This window comes from Streptomonospora alba (genome assembly GCF_000826685.1).
GTDB classification, from domain to species: Bacteria; Actinomycetota; Actinomycetes; order Streptosporangiales; family Streptosporangiaceae; genus Streptomonospora; species Streptomonospora alba.
In genome coordinates this window covers 135,623-150,481 of the sequence record NZ_JROO01000018.1, presented here as the reverse complement: position 1 = coordinate 150,481, position 14,859 = coordinate 135,623, and the positions used below count along the sequence as shown (strand labels likewise).

Genomic DNA, 14,859 nt, shown 5'->3' with positions numbered 1-14,859 from the left:
TCAATTGCCTGCCTCCTGCACTGTGTTGAGGATGCGGATGCCGGAGAAGGCCGCGCTGGGGCAGCCGTGGCTGACCGCGGCCACCTGCCCGGGCTGGCCCTTGCCGCACATGAACGAGCCGCCCAGCTCGTAGGTCTGCGGGCCGCCCAGCGCGTCCATCGAACCCCAGAAGTCGGTCGTGGTGGCCTGGTAGGCGACGTCGCGCAGCATCCCGGTGATGCGGCCGTTCTCGATGCGGTAGAACCTCTGGCCGGTGAACTGGAAGTTGTAGCGCTGCATGTCGATGGACCAGCTCTTGTCGCCGACGACGTAGATGCCGTTCTCGACGCCCTCGATCAGCCCGTCGGTGGAGGGGCCGTCCGGGTCGGCGGCCAGCGAGACGTTGGCCATGCGCTGGATGGGCATCGTGGCCGGAGAGTCGGCGTGGGCGCAGCCGTTGGAGGACGCATAGCCCTGCAGGTGCGAGATGCGGCGGTCGCGCTGGTAGCCCACCAGGACGCCGTCGCGGATGAGGTCGAAGGACGAGGTGGCCACGCCCTCGTCGTCGTAGCCGATGGTGGCCAGGCCGTGCTGCACGGTGCGGTCGCCGGTGACGTTCATGATCTTCGAGCCGTAGCGTAGGCTGCCCAGCTGGTCGGGGGTGGCGAAGGAGGTGCCGGCGTAGGCGGCCTCGTAGCCCAGCGCGCGGTCCAGCTCGGTGGCGTGGCCGATGGACTCGTGGATGGTCAGCCACAGGTTGGAGGGGTGCACCACCAGGTCGTAGGTGCCGGGCTCGACGCTGGGCGCGGCCAGCTTCTCGGCGAGCAGCTCCGGCAGCGCATCGATCTGGGGTTCGACCTGGGAGAGGTACTCCCAACCGCGCCCGGCGGGCGGCGCGATGGTGCGCATGCTGTCGAGCACGCCGTCGCGGGTGGCGAACACCTCGACCCCGGGGGCGATGCGCACCCGCTGCTGGGTGGTGGTCGTGCCGGCGGTGTCGGCGTAGAACTTCTGCTCCTTGACCGCCAGCACCGAGGCGTCGACGTGGTCGACCCGGCTGTCCTTGAGCAGGCGGCGGCTCCAGCCGGCCAGCAGCGCCGTCTGCTCGCGCGGGGCCACCTCGAAGGGGTCGACCTCGTAGGTGGAGACCCACCTGACGTCGGAGTGGGTCGGCTCGGCGGCGAGCTCGATGCGCTCGGTGGCGGCGGCGGCCGAGACCGTGGCCACCTGCACGGCGCGCTCGGCCACGGCCGCGGCGGTGTCGCTGCTCAGCTCGGTGGCGGCGGCGAAGCCCCACACGCCGCCGTGGACCACCCGCACGGCGAACCCGAGGGTGTCGCTGTCGGACTCGCTGTCCAGCTCGGCGTCGGTGAGAGCGAGATAGCGGCCCCGGATCCGTTCCAGGCGGAAGTCGGCGTGGTCGGCGCCCAGGTCGCGGGCCCGCTGCAGTGCGACGTCGGCGAGCCGCCGCATCGGCAGGGCGAGGAAGTCAGCATCGATATCAGGCACGGGTGCCAACCTAGCGACAGCACGCCCCCCGGTGCCAGGACGTAGCGCACGGCTGTGGACGTGGGGGCCTCGCGGCGGGCGGCTCGGCCCCTTCAGCTGGGGGCTCGGCCCGGCCTCCCGCGGCCCGGGGTCATCCGCCCTGCTGGACGTCGACGTGGACGTGGTCGAGGTGGCGCATGATCTCGTTGTCGGGGTCCTCGGCCACGTACGGCCACCAGCCGCCGCGCGAACCGCGCGCATTCCAGATCCGGTCGTCGAAGATCACGTTGGCCACGTGCAGCTCTTCGGCGTGGGCGACCAGCCAGTGCGCCAGCAGCCACCCCTCGCGCCGGTTCTCCTCGCTGATGGGCCGGTAGAAGAAGTCGACGGCGCGCCCGTCGTAGTGCGCGGAGTCCTCGCCGTGGCCGGTGGAGATGCCGCCGGGCTCGTACCCGCCGACGCTCATCGGGCCGAAGACCTCGCCCACGGAGTCCAGCAGCCCCTGGGCACGCGGGGTGAGCCCGCTGTCGGTGAGCTCCTGCTTTTCGAGTCCGTCGCCCGCGGCGGCCGCCCGGCAGGTCAGGACCGGGCCGGGCTCGTCGGGCGGACCCTGGCGCAGGCGCTTGAGCGCCCCTTCGTCGATGTCGGAGGTGTCGGGCGCCTCGGCGCCGCGGGCCTCCAGCGCCACCGCCGTGGTGGCCAGCCGGGCCTCTTCCAACGACAGCATGACCGTGCCCTCGGCGGTGCGCACGGAGCAGGGGTCGGCCCAGGGGAGGGCGGTCCCGTCGATTCCGGCCCGGGCCAGCAGCCACGGGCCGGCGGCGGCGAGCCCGCCCGCGAGCAGGACCAGGACGGCAAGGATCACCAGGGCACGACGTCCCCGGGACGAGGGTGTGCGCATATGCCGGACTTTAGTCGGCCCGGGGTGTGAAGTCGTGCTTGCGCCGGTTGCGGCGAGTCACCGCAGTACCGGGGAGCGGGCGCCACCCCCGCCGCTTGCGCGGATTCGGCGGCGATCGACGCCTGTTCGCTCTCAGCGAACCGGCTACCCGCCGTGGCCGGTGACGGGCAGCGGGGCCGCCGAGCGGCCCGCGAGCGGCGGGGCGGCGTGTGAGAACCTGCGCACAGGGGGCGGCGGGCGGGAATAGCGCGCCGGTGCGAAAGGCTGACCCGACCGAGGACACCGGTGTCGACGGGCGGATGCCCCACACACAGGACGGAGGCGCGCGTGCGCAGATCGGCGGAGGCAGCAGTCGGCTCGGACAGCGGGCATGCGGAGCGGCTCCCGCGGGAGGGCGATGTCGCCGCCGAGGGGTTCCGCCGCGTCATGGGCGAGCATGCGGCCGGAGTCGTCGTGGTGACGGCCGAGGCGCCCCACGGGCCCGTCGGCGTCACCGCCACCTCGTTCACCAGTGTGAGCCTGGACCCTCCGCTGGTGTCCTTCTACATCGACGACCGCTCCTCGACCTGGCAGGGCCTGCGCCAGGCCCCCTCCTTCGCGGTCAACATCCTCGGCGAGGACCAGCAGGAGACCGCCTCGCGCTTCGCCGCCCGCGGCATCGACCGCTTCGCGCCGCCGACGCGTTGGCAGCGCGGCCCCGACGACCTGCCGCTGCTCCACGGCGCTGCGGGCCACCTGCTCTGCCGCAAGTACGACGTCCTGGCCGTCGGCGACCACTGGTTGGTGGTCGGCCGCGTCGCCCACTCCCGGGTCTCCGCCGAAGCCGACCGCCCGCTCGTCTACCACCGCGGCCGCTACGGCGGGTTCTCCGCCTAGCGGGGCGCGCCGGAGCCCGCCTCCCGACTCAGGGGCACAGTGTTTCCAGCGAGGTGGCGTCGTCGCCGACCTGGCGGCCCGGTGAGTCGGGAGAAGGCTGGTCCAGGCCCGTGTACTCCTGCCACTCGGTTTCGCCCTCGCTGTCGGAGCCGCCCGAGCCGTCCCCGGCCTCCTCGGATGCGCTGGGCGAGGCGGAGGGGGGCACCTCGTCGTCGCCGTCGGCCTGGCCCTCTTCCTCGGCCGCCTGGGCGTCCTCCTGCTCGCTGATCGCGTCGGCGATCAGCGAGCGGATGTTCTTCCAGTCCGGGTGGGCGGTGTTGACCTGGGGCGGCGAGAGCTGCAGCGTCGACATCCGACCCTGGTCGGTGACCATGTCGGCGAGGTCGATGAAGGCAGGCACCTTGGACTGGGGGATGTCGGTGCGCAGCGTCTTCTTGGTGGCCCCCGCCAGCTCCCGGAAACTGGTCAGCACCGTGGTGGGCTCGGTCTGCTCGGCGACGTACATCAGCAGGCACCCCTGGCGGCCCATGCGCTCGTAGTCGTCGCTGTTGACACGGCTGCGGCCGTACCACAGCGCCTCGTAGCCGTCGAGGTGCTGGTCGCCCTCCTCCAGGACGTCGCCCTCCTGGCCGTAGGGGATGGGCTCGTCGATGTGCACGTCGATGCCGCCGACGGCGTCGATCAGCGAGGAGAAGCCCTTCATGTCCACCAGCGCGTAGTAGTCCAGGTCCAGGTCGACGAGGTGGGAGATGACGCTCTTGAGGGTGGCGGCGGCCGGGTCGTCGGCCGAGGGGTCCACGGCCAGCTTCTCCGGCTCCTCGGCGACCGTCTGGTAGACCTCGTTGAGCAGTTCGTCGAACCCGTAGGGAGGCGGGTAGCGCTCGGCCAGCGCGGTGCCCTCGGGGAACTGCGTGTTCTCCAGGTTGCGCGGCAGTCCGATCAGCACGACGTCGCCGTGCTCCACGTCGATGCTGGCCACCATCATGGAGTCGGTGCGCATCCCGTAGCGGTTGCTGCCGGCGTCGCCGCCCAGCAGCAGCACGTTGACCCGTTCGCGCCCGGCCCACGGGTCGGAGGCGTCGTGCGGCGGCTCGCCCTCGGGGTCGGCGCCGAAGACCGAGCTGAGGGTGTCGTAGGCGGTGTAGGCCGTGTGCAGCGCCGCCGCCGCCGGAGCGGCCACGGCCAGGCACAGCACGACCACTGCGGCACCGCTCGTGGCGCGAACGAGCAGGCGCGAGCCCGGCGGCCGCACGATGGTCCAGGAGTGCACGATCACGGTCATCCACAGCACCGCGATCGCGAAGACGACGATCGAGGCGGTGAGCAGCCAGCGTCCTTGCACGGCCAGTTGCGCGCTGCGCATGACGTCGCCGTTGAGGACCACGGCGCCCACGGTTCCGGCGACGATGAGCACGAGGTAGCAGCCCAGGATCGTCAATCCGGCCGAGCGGCGGCCCATGCGCAGGTGGGCGATCCCCGGCACAGGCAGCGATCCGGCGGTCCACAGCAGCGCTCGCGCGGTGCTTGCGGGGCGGGAGGCGGACGCAGGCTCCTCCGGAGGTTCCTCCGGCTCCTGGCGATCCCGTCCTTGTGCCATGGACTCCCCTTCTAGCCGCCCGTCCCCATGCCCACGCCGGTCGACGACAGCGGTCGTCGGACGGTGGGACGTCGTTGGTCTCTCCTACCGCACACGGCGGCGAACATGCCGCACAACAGTGTCTCGCTTTGCCGGAGTTGTTCGCACACGCGGGGGCGACTACGGCATGTTCGTTACGTGTCCGGGATGTCGGTATACCCACCTCGTTGTCCGTATCTCCGGCGATGGAGGGGCAAAGTCGTCCTTGTTTCTTTCGTGATCAGTAGTTAACCGTCGCAACAACTGCCATGATCTGGCCGCAGGAGGGGGCGGCGCCCGGGGGGAATGGGTGCCGTCGTGTAAGGGAAAGGCATGCAATCGTGCTCGATGCGGTCGATGCCGCGCTCATCAGGGCGCTGCAGGGGGACGGAAGAGCGACATATCAGGCACTCGCCGACGGCGTGGGACTCTCCCGGACAGCGGTCCGGGCGCGGGTCAAGCAGCTCGTCGGCGCAGGTGCCATCCGGATCGTGGGGGTGCTGCACGCCGGTGTACTGGGAATGGAGGTGTTCGCCCACATATCCTTCCGCGTCACCGGCCCCGTGGGCCCGGTGCTGGAAGAGCTGGCCGAGCGCGAAGCCGTGGTCTTCGCCGCCCAGACCGCCGGGCGCTTCCCGGTCGTGGCCCACGTCCGGGTACGCGACGACGAGGCGCTGGCCAAGGAGCTGGGTGTGCTGCGCTCGCTGAGCGGCGTCAACGGAGCCGAGGCGTTCCGCGGCGGAGCGATCGCCAAGGACGCCTACAGCAGCGTGCGCGAGTTGCGCGACGTCACCATCGATCCGCTGGACTGGCGGCTGGTCCGCCACCTCCAGCGCGACGGACGGGCGTCCTACGCCGAGCTCGCCCGCCAGGTCGGCCTGTCCCAGGCCGCCGCGCGCTCGCGCGTGGTGCGCCTGATCGAGGCCGGCGTCGTCCACGTCACCGCGATCGCCGAACCGGCAGCGGTGGGCGCCAGCGAGAAGGTCGGGTTCGGGCTGCGCTGCCGCGGCGATTCGGGCGCGGTCGCCTCGCGGCTCGGTAGCCTGGCGGGGGTCACTTTCCTCGCCACCGGCTTCGGGCGCTACGACGTCATCGGCTCGGCCAGTGCCGCCGACCGCCCGTCGCTGGTAGAGGCGCTGGAGGCCGTGCGCTCCTGCTCCGACGTCACCTACGTCGAGACCTGGGAGCACTTGGCGGTGACCAAGGAGCGCTACGGAGGCGACGCCGCACCGGCCGCCTGAGCGCCCCGCGCCGAGATTCCAGGCGCCCCGCCGCGAGCGGCTTCGCGGCGGGGCGGCCCTGGAGCGGGGAAGGGGCGGTGCGGCACGGGCACCGGCTGCACAGGCGGGAATCGGGGGGCGATGAGCGACGAGGCGGCGCCGGGAGGGGTGCTGCGCCTGCGCGGACGCGAGTTCGGCCCCGGGACCCACGCGGTGATGGCGGTGGTCAACCGCACGCCCGACTCCTTCTACGACCGCGGCGCGACCTTCGGGTTCGGCGCCGCACTGCGGGCGGCCGACGCCGCCGTCGAACACGGAGCCGACATCGTCGACGTCGGCGGGGTCAAGGCCGGCCACGGTCCCCCCGTCACCGTCGCCGAGGAGATCGAGCGCACCGCGCCGTTCGTCGCCGCGCTGCGCGCCCGCCATCCCGAGGTGATCGTCTCCGTCGACACCTGGCGCTCGGAGGTGGGGCGCGCCTGCGCCGAGGCCGGCGCCGATCTGATCAACGACACCTGGGCCGGCGCCGATCCCGCCCTGGCCGCGGTGGCCGCCGAGGCCGGCGCCGGACTGGTGTGCAGCCACACCGGCGGGCTGGCGCCGCGCACCGACCCGCACCGGGTGCACTACGCCGACGTGCTCGCCGACGTGGTCGCCACGGTCGCGGGCCTGGCACGCCGAGCGGTGGCGCTGGGCGTGCGTCCCGACCGGGTGCTGGTCGACCCCACCCACGACTTCGGCAAGAACACCTACCACTCGCTGGAGCTCACCCGCCGCCTGGACGAGCTGGCCGCCACCGGATGGCCGGTGCTGGTGGCGGTGTCCAACAAGGACTTCATCGGCGAGACGCTGGACGCGCCCGTCGACGAGCGCGGCCCGGGCACGCTGGCGGCGCTGGCGGTCTCGGCCTGGCAGGGGGCGCGGGTCTTCCGCGTGCACGACGTGGGCGCCTCTCGGGCCGCGCTGGACGCCGTCGCGGGTCTCGGAGCGGGCACCACCGGAGGTGGGGGCGTGTAACCGCCGGTAGCGCCTTTTTGTATTTTCCGCTTCACACGTCTTGCGTCCCGGTTAAGTTACCCGTGAGTATAAGAGCAGTCGGGTCGCAGGGGAGAAGCCCCGGCTCTCCCGCGGCGCCGCCCGCGGCAGGGGACGCCGCACGCGCCCCGCGGGAGCCGAGAAGGCGCACGCGGCCCGCACGGCACGCTTGCAATGGGAGGCTGACGTGGCGCTTGCGGACACCATGACTGCGATGGGCACGGCCGCGCTGACACGGTGCGGAGCCCGACCGCTGGGTTCCCACCTGTTCGCGGTGTGGCCCGGCTCGTCCTTCGCCGCCACGGCCCTTCCGGTACGCTGCGCGCCCGGCGACAACCTCGCCCTGCACGTCGCCGTCGCCCAGGCTCCGCCCGAGACCGCCCTGGTCGTCGACGTCTCCGGCGAACCCGAGTACGGCTACGTCGACGAGATCCTGGCGGTGGCCGCCCGCATGCGCGGCCTCAGCGGGATCGTCGTCGACGGCTGCGTCAGCGACGTCGCCGCCATCGCCCGCACCGGGCTGCCCGTGCTCAGCGCCGGGGTCTCGGTGCGCGCACCCGGCCGCGACGCCGGGGGCGAGGTCGGCCGCGAGGTGCCCTTCGGCGACGACCGCATGCCCATTCCCGTCCGCCGCGGCGACTGGATCGTGGCCGACGACGACGGCGTCGTCTGCCTGCCGCGCGGCAAGGCCACCGCCATCGTCGCCGACACCGTCGAGGCGGTCGCCGCCGACCAGCGGGTCATCGACGCGCTGGTCGCGGGCGGCAACACCCTGGAATTGCTCAACCTGGACCCCTCGCGCGTCGCCGGCTGGGAGGGCGCGGGCGCCGCCCCCGCCCGCTCCGCCGAGCGGGCGGGCTGAGCCGCCACCCACCCACCCGCCACGGCCCGACCCCCGTTGATCTTGTATCTACCGTCACGGCAAGCGTTTTCCCGCTACGGTAAGTACAAGATCAACGGGGGTCGGGAGGACGGTGAGAGCGCCGGGGCCTCAGGGCCGCTGCACCACCCCCGGGGTGCCGTCGGCGACCGTGAAGCTCGCCCGCGTCGACACCGGCGCGCCCTGCTGGGTCACGTACGGCACCACGCGGAAGTCGGTGCGCCACTCCTCGGGTGAGACCGTGCAGCGCACGTAGCCGCGCTGCTCGTTGACGAACGCGAAGTGCGGATTGGCCTCCAGGAAGCGCCGCCCCTGCTCGCCGAGGTCCTCGCCGTCGCCGTTGGTCGAGATCGACGTGCCCACGAACTCCGTGGCCACCGTCGGCGCCTTCTCGTCGCGGTAGTCGGCCTTCAGATCGACCGCGTAGTTCTGGTGGCGGTCCCCGGTGACCACCACCAGGTTGCGCACGTCCCGCTGCACCGCTGCGTCCAGCACCCGCTCGCGGTCGGCGGCGTAGCCGTCCCAGGGGTCCATCCACACGCTGGCGCCCTCGCCGGGCGTGTTGTCGGTCTGGGTCATGGGCGACTGGTTGCCCAGGATCTGCCAGCGCGCCGGCGAGCCGCTGAAGCCGTCGAGCAGCCACTTTCGCTGCCGCTCGCCCAGGATGGAGCGGTTTCGGTCGAACCTGGCGTCGCAGTCGTCCTCCAACCGCCCGCTGCAGGCCTGGTCGTCGCGGTACTGGCGGGTGTCGAGCATGGTGAAGTCGGCCAGGCGCCCGTAGGAGATCCGGCGGTGCAGGCCCATGTCGGGCCCGACCGGCATGGAGGAGCGGCGCAGCGGCATGTTCTCGTAGTAGGCCTGGAAGGCGTCGGCGCGCCGCTGCAGGAACTCCGCGGACGGGTCGTCGTCCTGGGAGATCTCGTCGGCCCAGTTGTTGTCGACCTCGTGGTCGTCGGGCACGACCAGCCACGGGAAGCGCGCGTGGGCGTTCTGCAGGTGGACGTCGGACTTGTAGAGGGCGTAGCGCACCCGGTAGTGCTTCAGCTGCGTCGTCTCCACGAGGAGGTGGTCGGGGACGCTGCCGCGAAGGTCGCCCTCGATGGGGTACTCGTAGATGTAGTCGCCCAGGTGCAGCACCAGGTCGAGGTCCTCCTGGGCCATATGCTCATAGGCGGTGTAGTGGCCCTGGTCCCACTTCTGGCAGGAGGCGAAGGCGAAGGACAGCGACCCGGCCATCGACGACGCCGGGGGAGCGGTGCGGGTGGTTCCGATCGGGCTGACGTCGCCCATCGCGCGGAAGCGGTAGTAGTACTCCCGCCCCGAGGCCAGTCCGGTGATCTCGGGGTGCACGGAGTGGCCGAGTTCGGGGGAGGCCTCCGCGCTGCCCCGGTGGACGATCCGGCGGAACCTGGAGTCCAGCGCCACCTGGTACTCCACGGTGATGGGGCGGTCCGGCATGCCGCCCTTGCCGTCGGCGGCCAGCGGGTCGGGTGCGAGGCGGGTCCACAGCACGAACCCGTCCTCGGTCGGATCTCCGGAGGCGACGCCCAGGGTGAACGGGTAGTCGCGCTTCTTGTCGGCCGGTTCGGCGGAGGCGGTGGCGGAGAACAGGCCGGTCCCCAGCGCGACGGCGGCGGCCGAAGCCGTGCCGATGCCGAGGAAGCGGCGCCGCTCGACGCGGGTGCGGACGGATGCGGCGGAACGGATGCGTCTGGCGGTGAGGGACAAGGAAGACCTCCAGCAGGGTCGTGCCGCGGACGGCGATGCGTCCGCGATCGATCGTCCGGTCCCGTCATGGCCGCAGAACGAGGCTATGGTCACCCTGAGGTGAAGTCTCGATGACACACCGTTGCGGTCACGTTCCGGCGTAGATCCGGAGAACCAACTCCTGGATGTGGGGTTTGCGCAGCGTGATGGCGGCGACCGGGTCTCGGGCGGCGACCTCGGCGACGACGGTCGCCGGATTCCCACTCAGCTCGAGCCGCTTGCGGCCTTCGACAGCGGCCGTTACCGCGCCGTCCACCTCGATGGGCGCGCCCCCGTTCAGGGCCACCACCAGGGTGCGCGGCAGTGGGGGCGGCCGCGTGCGGTCCGGCCAGGTCGTCGTCGAAGGCCGGTCGGCCCTCGTCGATCACCGTCGCCCGGCGGAACAGCCGCCCTGCGCGGGCAGGTTCGGAACGCCGGAGCCGGGGGGCGTCAGCGGAAACGGGCGGAGGCAGCGCGGCGGAATGAGAACGCCCCCGGCAGGGAGGTGTCGGGGGCCGGTGGCGGGCGGGGCGGGGTCAGAGGGAGCCGAGCTCGGCGACGAAGGCGGCCCATTCGTGGTGGGGGAAGGTGAGGTGGCCGTGGTCGGGGTGCTGGGTGTCTCTTACTTGAGCGGTGAGGTCGTCGGCGCGGCACTCGACGCAGTCGCCGGAGGCGTGGCTGTAGGTCGACTTAGCCCATTCGGTATTCATGTTCCATCTCCTTGATCAAAATCCGGCTACGGGACGGATCATAGGCAAAAGCGCTGAGGGTGCCCCATAGCGCCCCCAGGCGATGAACCTCGGCCGCGTCATCGATGAGCACACCGCCGCTGACATGTTCCGCATAGGCCATCGGCAACCTGTCGTGGAACGAGAACAACCGGAAGTGTCCGGCAAGCCCGGCGTGAGTCCCTGCCCCTGCTGGGAGGATTTGGACGCGGATGCGGCCGGACTCCGTCAATTGCAGTACGTGGGCGAGCTGCTCCGCCATCGTCTCCGCGCCGCCGACCGCAGTCCTGAGCACATGGTCCGGAACGACGTACTCCAGTGACGCCGACAGAGCACCGAGGCGGCTGCAGCGCGCGGCGACGACGCCTCTCGTGTCTTCGCCGGGGCGCCCGTCGTGGAAGAGCGCGCCGGCGTAAGCCGGGATCTGGAGTATGCCGGGCAGCACCATGGCGTTGAACTGCTTGATGTTCGCGGCTCTGGCCTCGCACTCGGTCGCCTGACGAGACCACGTCGGGTCGCTGCTGCGAGCCTGCGTCCTGGTCCATCGGTCGATCAAGGTGCCGTTCGCGTTGTAAAGATCGTCCAATGCTTGGGCCGTCGGCCTCTGGCAGACGCGTTCGCCCCGTTCGAGCTTTCCGAGGAGAGAAGCGCTCTGACCAATGGCGGGAGCAGCTTGGTCAAGAGTAAGTCCGGACCGGTTTCGCTGGTCCCGGAGATGCCTTCCGAATTCCTCCCACATGCTTCGATGATGCCACCCCTCCAGTACTTCTGCGCACTCTTCCGCACAACACTTCCCAAGATTGTGCGGACGTTCATGCAGGTATTAGGGGTTCGGAGACACTGGCGGTACAGAAACGAAGCCGTGCGCACCACCGGGAGTCTCCATGGCATCCGACGACTACTCCGACTTCCCCATAGAAATACAAATCCGACTCATCGACCTCAACCGGGTCAATTCCGTGTACCGGGTCTGGGCATCCAGGAATGACGACGGCAGTTTCGGCGCCTACTACGCGAGTCTTCGGCCCCGTCTCAACCGCTGTGGCAGCGGATTCGCCCCCACGCTCGGTGCCGGCTCCCACATCCGGATGGAGCGCCTGCTGAACCGCCCGCCCGGCCGCGTCCCGCCGCCGCGTATGCCCCACTCGGAGTGAGCCGCCATGGAACCCGATCCGCAGACGGGCCACTCCGGCGGACTCCGGTCGCGCACCTGGGACTGCCGCCTGTGCACCCTGACCAACGAGCAGCGGAACGACATCTGCGGCTACTGCGGCAACCCGCGGGCCGCCAACCACACGCTGCCCCCGCTCCCGTGGCGCCCGCGGCTACCGCAGCGGACGCAGGTCCCGCAGCCGCCGCCTCTCCCGCCGCACCGACGCCGCCGCCCGCGCCCGCCCCGCGTGCGTCCCTACGTCCTCGCGCTCACCCGCCTCGGTGCCACAGAGGAGAAGTGACGAGCGGACCGAAATCCCGGCCGCGCGGCCCGCTCCGTCGGCGACCGCGGTGCCGCGTGGCCGGATTCGGATACGCGGCGCCGCGGAGTGCTGACACCCGGCACACTGGGGCGAGGGGATCCGAGAAACGCGGGTACAGGCTTGGAACCGGTGACCACGATGAGCGACGAAGCGAATGCGCCCGGCGACACCGCCGTCGAATCCAATGGGGCGGGCGGCGCCGTATCGGCGCGCGGCCGGGCCACTCGGGCGCGATTACTGGCCGGGGCCCGCGCCGCGATCCTGGAGGGCGACGGAACGTTGGAGGTGGCCGCCGTCGCCCGGCGAGCCGGGGTCTCGGCGGGGCTGCTCTACCGCTACTTCGCCGGCAAGGACGGCCTCGTGGCCGCCGTGGTCGACGACTTCTACGACGGCTACGACTTCGAGGTCTTCACCACCCGCCTCGACGGCGCGCTGAGCTGGCCCGAGCGCGAGCACGCGCGCCTGCGCCGCGAGATCGACTTCCTGTGCGACGCCCCGCTGGGCCGGATGGTCATCGGCCGGCGGCTGTGCGAGCCCGCCGCCGCCCAGACCGACGCCCAGCGTCTGGCGCGCCAGATCGACCTCGCCGCGCGCAGCATCGCCAAGGCCCAGCGCGAGGGCGAGCTGGACGGCTCGTTCTCACCCCGCTTCGCCGCGGCCGCCACCTTGGGCGCCTTCCGCGAGCTGATGGCCGAGGCGCTCAGCGGCGACGCCGATCCGCCGCGCGCCGAGCTGCTGGAAGCCATGTGGCGGGTGGGCTCCAGTCTTCTGCTTCACTCACCCGCCAGCGAGAGCAGCTCGTCGAGGTAGCAGGCGGCCTCGTGCAGCGACCGGTCGGGGTCGCCCGCCCGGACGGCCTCGGCCAGCCCTTTGTGGTCGATGCCGCGGTGGTCGATCTGGCCGTTGTCGTCGGGGATGCCGTAGGCCGTGTGGGCGATGCTGTCGTAGACGGCCTGGGAGATGTCGTCGTAGAGGTCGGTCAGCAGCGGGTTGTGCGTGGCGTTGACGATCGTGCGGTGGAAGGAGAAGTCGGCCTCGACGAACGCGGCCATGTCGCCCTCCCGCCACGCGGCGTCGCGCAGCGCGATGGCGTGGTCGATGTCGGCCAGGTCCTTGTCGGTGTGGCGCAGCGCGGCCAGGCGCGCCGCCTCCATCTCCAGGGCCCGCCGCACCTCCAGGTTCTCCCTGAGCCGGGAGCGCTCCAGCCGGCGGCGCAGCGCTCCGCCCAGTTCGCTGGAGGCGCGTACGAACGTCCCGGCGCCCTGGCGGATCTCCAGCAGCCCTGCGTGGGCCAGCGCGCGGACCGCCTCTCTGACGGTGTTGCGCCCCACCTCCAGCTGATCGGAGAGCTCGGACTCGGTGGGGATGCGGTCGCCGATGCCCCACTCGCCGGAGTCGATCTGGGCGCGCAGTTGACTGATGACCTGATCGACAAGGCCAGTGCGGCGCGTCGAAGCGAGAGGCACGCGTTACCTCCTACAGGTGGCGGCCATGAGCGGAATGGCCGGTCGGGTGTGCGGGCGGTTAGGGCGGAGCTTAGATCAGATCGGGCTCAGAGGCGGTACCGGCGCCGAATGCGTTACGGTCATGATGTAGATCCTGTGATCCCATCTCTTCCTTCAGGGGGACAGCGTGAGGGGCGCCTCCACCGACACCGCAGTGCCGTCCGCGGGCGGCGGCGGGCCCGGGAACGCCGGACGGCGGCCCCGGCATGTCGTGTGGCTGCTGGTCCTGGGCGTCGCGCTGGCCGCGCTGAACCTGCGCACCGCCATCACCAGCGTCGGGCCGCTGCTCACCGAGGTGAGCGACGGGCTGCAGATGTCGGCGGTGCTGGCGGGAGTGCTGACCACGCTGCCGGTGCTGTGCTTCGCGCTGTTCGGGTCGCTGACACCCATGCTCATCCGCACGGTGGGCGAGCACCGGCTGCTGGCGGCCGCACTGCTGGCGCTGACGCTGGGGCTGAGCACGCGTCCGCTGGTCGAGCACCCGCTGCCCTTCCTCGCGCTGAGCGCCGTGGCGCTGTCGGGCGGCGCGGTCGGCAACGTGCTGCTGCCCACTCTGGTCAAGCAGCACTTCCCTGACCGCGTGGGCGCGATGACCACGGTCTACACCACCTTCCTGGCGCTGGGTACGACCATGGCGGCCGCCGCCACCGTACCCGTCGAGCAGGCCGGCGGGAGCTGGCGACTGGCGCTGGGCTTCTACGGGGCCTTCGGCCTGATGGCGCTGATTCCGTGGCTGGTGCTGCTGCGCCACGAGCCGCCGCGGGGTTCGGGCTCGGCGCCGGTGGCGCTGGGCCGGGTGCTGCGCACGTCCATGGGATGGCAGAGCGTGCTGTTCTTCGGCACCCAGTCGGCGGTCGCCTACATCATGTTCGGCTGGTACGCCGAAATGCTGCGCGACCAGGGCATGGGCGCCGCCGAGGCCGGCCTGATGCTGTCCTACCTGACGGCGCTGGCGGTGCCCATGTCGCTGGTGCTGCCGGGGCTGATGGCGCGCGTGCGCGACCACCGCGGCTTCGTCTCGGTCTTCTTCGCCTGCTACGCCGCCGGGGTGGCGGGGCTGTGGATCTCGCCGCTGCAGGGCACCTGGGTGTGGACCACGCTGATCGGTATCGGCATGGCCGCCTTCACGCTGGCGCTGACGTTCTTCGCGGTGCGTACCCGCACCTCCGGCGCCACGGCCGCGATGTCGGCCTCCACCCAGAGCATCGGCTATCTGATGGCCGGAGCCGGCCCCTTCCTGTTCGGCATGCTGCACGAACTCTCCGGCGGCTGGCACGCCCCGCTCGCCCTGGTGGTCGTCATGATCACCGCCAACTTCGCCTCCGGCCTCTTCCTCGGCCGCCCCCGGTACCTGGAGGACTCCCTGGAGCGGCACGGCTGAGCGCACTCGGCGCGAAGGCCTGCGCGGCGC

16 protein-coding genes are annotated in these 14,859 nt (G+C 71.6%); 8 read left to right on the top strand and 8 right to left on the bottom strand.

The genetic code is table 11. From position 1 onward, the window contains the following. Together LP52_RS10855 and LP52_RS10850 are read right to left on the bottom strand one after the other, a co-directional pair. A complete protein-coding gene (locus tag LP52_RS10855) occupies positions 1–1,488 on the bottom strand; it encodes a TldD/PmbA family protein (RefSeq protein ID WP_202966094.1) in 1,488 nt (495 codons plus the stop codon). Between the two features lie 130 nt (positions 1,489–1,618). After that, a complete protein-coding gene (locus LP52_RS10850; protein ID WP_040272909.1) occupies positions 1,619–2,368 on the bottom strand; it encodes a hypothetical protein in 750 nt (249 codons plus the stop codon). A gap of 327 nt (positions 2,369–2,695) precedes the next feature. Between LP52_RS10850 and LP52_RS10845 the strand changes: the two genes are divergently transcribed. Beyond that, positions 2,696–3,244: a flavin reductase family protein gene (locus tag LP52_RS10845; RefSeq protein WP_052809705.1), complete on the top strand. Its 549-nt coding sequence runs from the start codon at positions 2,696–2,698 to the stop codon at positions 3,242–3,244. Between the two features lie 28 nt (positions 3,245–3,272). Here the strand turns inward: LP52_RS10845 and LP52_RS10840 are convergent, their stop codons facing one another. Next, entirely contained in the window at positions 3,273–4,841 is a 1,569-nt protein-coding gene (locus LP52_RS10840; protein ID WP_040272908.1) for an LCP family protein, read from the bottom strand. Between the two features lie 359 nt (positions 4,842–5,200). Here LP52_RS10840 and LP52_RS10835 point away from each other — a divergent pair, with 359 nt between their 5' ends. From LP52_RS10835 to LP52_RS10825, 3 genes are all read left to right on the top strand, one after another. Further along, the gene (locus tag LP52_RS10835) at positions 5,201–6,100 is read left to right on the top strand and encodes an Lrp/AsnC family transcriptional regulator (RefSeq protein ID WP_040272906.1); all 900 of its coding nucleotides are present in this window, start codon (positions 5,201–5,203) and stop codon (positions 6,098–6,100) included. A gap of 120 nt (positions 6,101–6,220) precedes the next feature. Beyond that, a complete protein-coding gene (gene folP / locus LP52_RS10830) occupies positions 6,221–7,096 on the top strand; it encodes a dihydropteroate synthase (protein ID WP_040272905.1) in 876 nt (291 codons plus the stop codon). Positions 7,097–7,328: 232 nt separating this feature from the next. Next, positions 7,329–7,976, top strand: a complete 648-nt coding sequence (locus LP52_RS10825; RefSeq protein ID WP_084723107.1) for an RraA family protein — start codon at positions 7,329–7,331, stop codon at positions 7,974–7,976. 129 nt (positions 7,977–8,105) lie between these two features. Here LP52_RS10825 and LP52_RS10820 read toward each other — a convergent pair whose 3' ends face one another. The 4 genes from LP52_RS10820 to LP52_RS10810 all read right to left on the bottom strand — a co-directional run bounded on the left by LP52_RS10820 (position 8,106) and on the right by LP52_RS10810 (position 11,207). After that, entirely contained in the window at positions 8,106–9,722 is a 1,617-nt protein-coding gene (locus LP52_RS10820; RefSeq protein WP_238580843.1) for an alkaline phosphatase D family protein, read from the bottom strand. 127 nt (positions 9,723–9,849) lie between these two features. After that, the gene (locus tag LP52_RS10815) at positions 9,850–10,047 is read right to left on the bottom strand and encodes a hypothetical protein (RefSeq protein ID WP_157036299.1); all 198 of its coding nucleotides are present in this window, start codon (positions 10,045–10,047) and stop codon (positions 9,850–9,852) included. Between the two features lie 229 nt (positions 10,048–10,276). Continuing rightward, positions 10,277–10,450 (bottom strand): DUF397 domain-containing protein, encoded by a 174-nt coding sequence (locus LP52_RS26450; protein ID WP_084723106.1) that lies wholly within the window; start codon positions 10,448–10,450, stop codon positions 10,277–10,279. Further along, complete coding sequence (locus LP52_RS10810) at positions 10,431–11,207, bottom strand: helix-turn-helix domain-containing protein (RefSeq protein ID WP_084723105.1); 777 nt, start codon at positions 11,205–11,207, stop codon at positions 10,431–10,433. The genes LP52_RS26450 and LP52_RS10810 overlap by 20 nt, the downstream gene beginning before the upstream one ends. Positions 11,208–11,352: 145 nt before the next feature. On the opposite strand from LP52_RS10810, the gene LP52_RS10805 reads away from it, so the two are divergent. From LP52_RS10805 to LP52_RS10795, 3 genes are all read left to right on the top strand, one after another. Further along, a complete protein-coding gene (locus LP52_RS10805) occupies positions 11,353–11,622 on the top strand; it encodes a hypothetical protein (RefSeq protein WP_040272902.1) in 270 nt (89 codons plus the stop codon). Between the two features lie 6 nt (positions 11,623–11,628). Further along, positions 11,629–11,922 (top strand): hypothetical protein, encoded by a 294-nt coding sequence (locus LP52_RS10800; RefSeq protein ID WP_040272900.1) that lies wholly within the window; start codon positions 11,629–11,631, stop codon positions 11,920–11,922. Between the two features lie 159 nt (positions 11,923–12,081). Then, positions 12,082–12,753 carry a TetR/AcrR family transcriptional regulator gene (locus tag LP52_RS10795; protein WP_052809704.1) on the top strand — a complete coding sequence of 224 codons (672 nt, stop codon included), beginning with the start codon at positions 12,082–12,084 and terminating at the stop codon, positions 12,751–12,753. On the opposite strand, the gene LP52_RS10790 is transcribed toward LP52_RS10795, so the two are convergent. After that, positions 12,717–13,409 carry a FadR/GntR family transcriptional regulator gene (locus LP52_RS10790; RefSeq protein ID WP_040272898.1) on the bottom strand — a complete coding sequence of 231 codons (693 nt, stop codon included), beginning with the start codon at positions 13,407–13,409 and terminating at the stop codon, positions 12,717–12,719. The two genes, LP52_RS10795 and LP52_RS10790, sit on opposite strands and share 37 nt — an antisense overlap. Positions 13,410–13,575: 166 nt before the next feature. Here LP52_RS10790 and LP52_RS10785 point away from each other — a divergent pair, with 166 nt between their 5' ends. Beyond that, positions 13,576–14,829 (top strand): CynX/NimT family MFS transporter, encoded by a 1,254-nt coding sequence (locus tag LP52_RS10785; protein WP_040272897.1) that lies wholly within the window; start codon positions 13,576–13,578, stop codon positions 14,827–14,829. Positions 14,830–14,859: the final 30 nt, after the last annotated feature.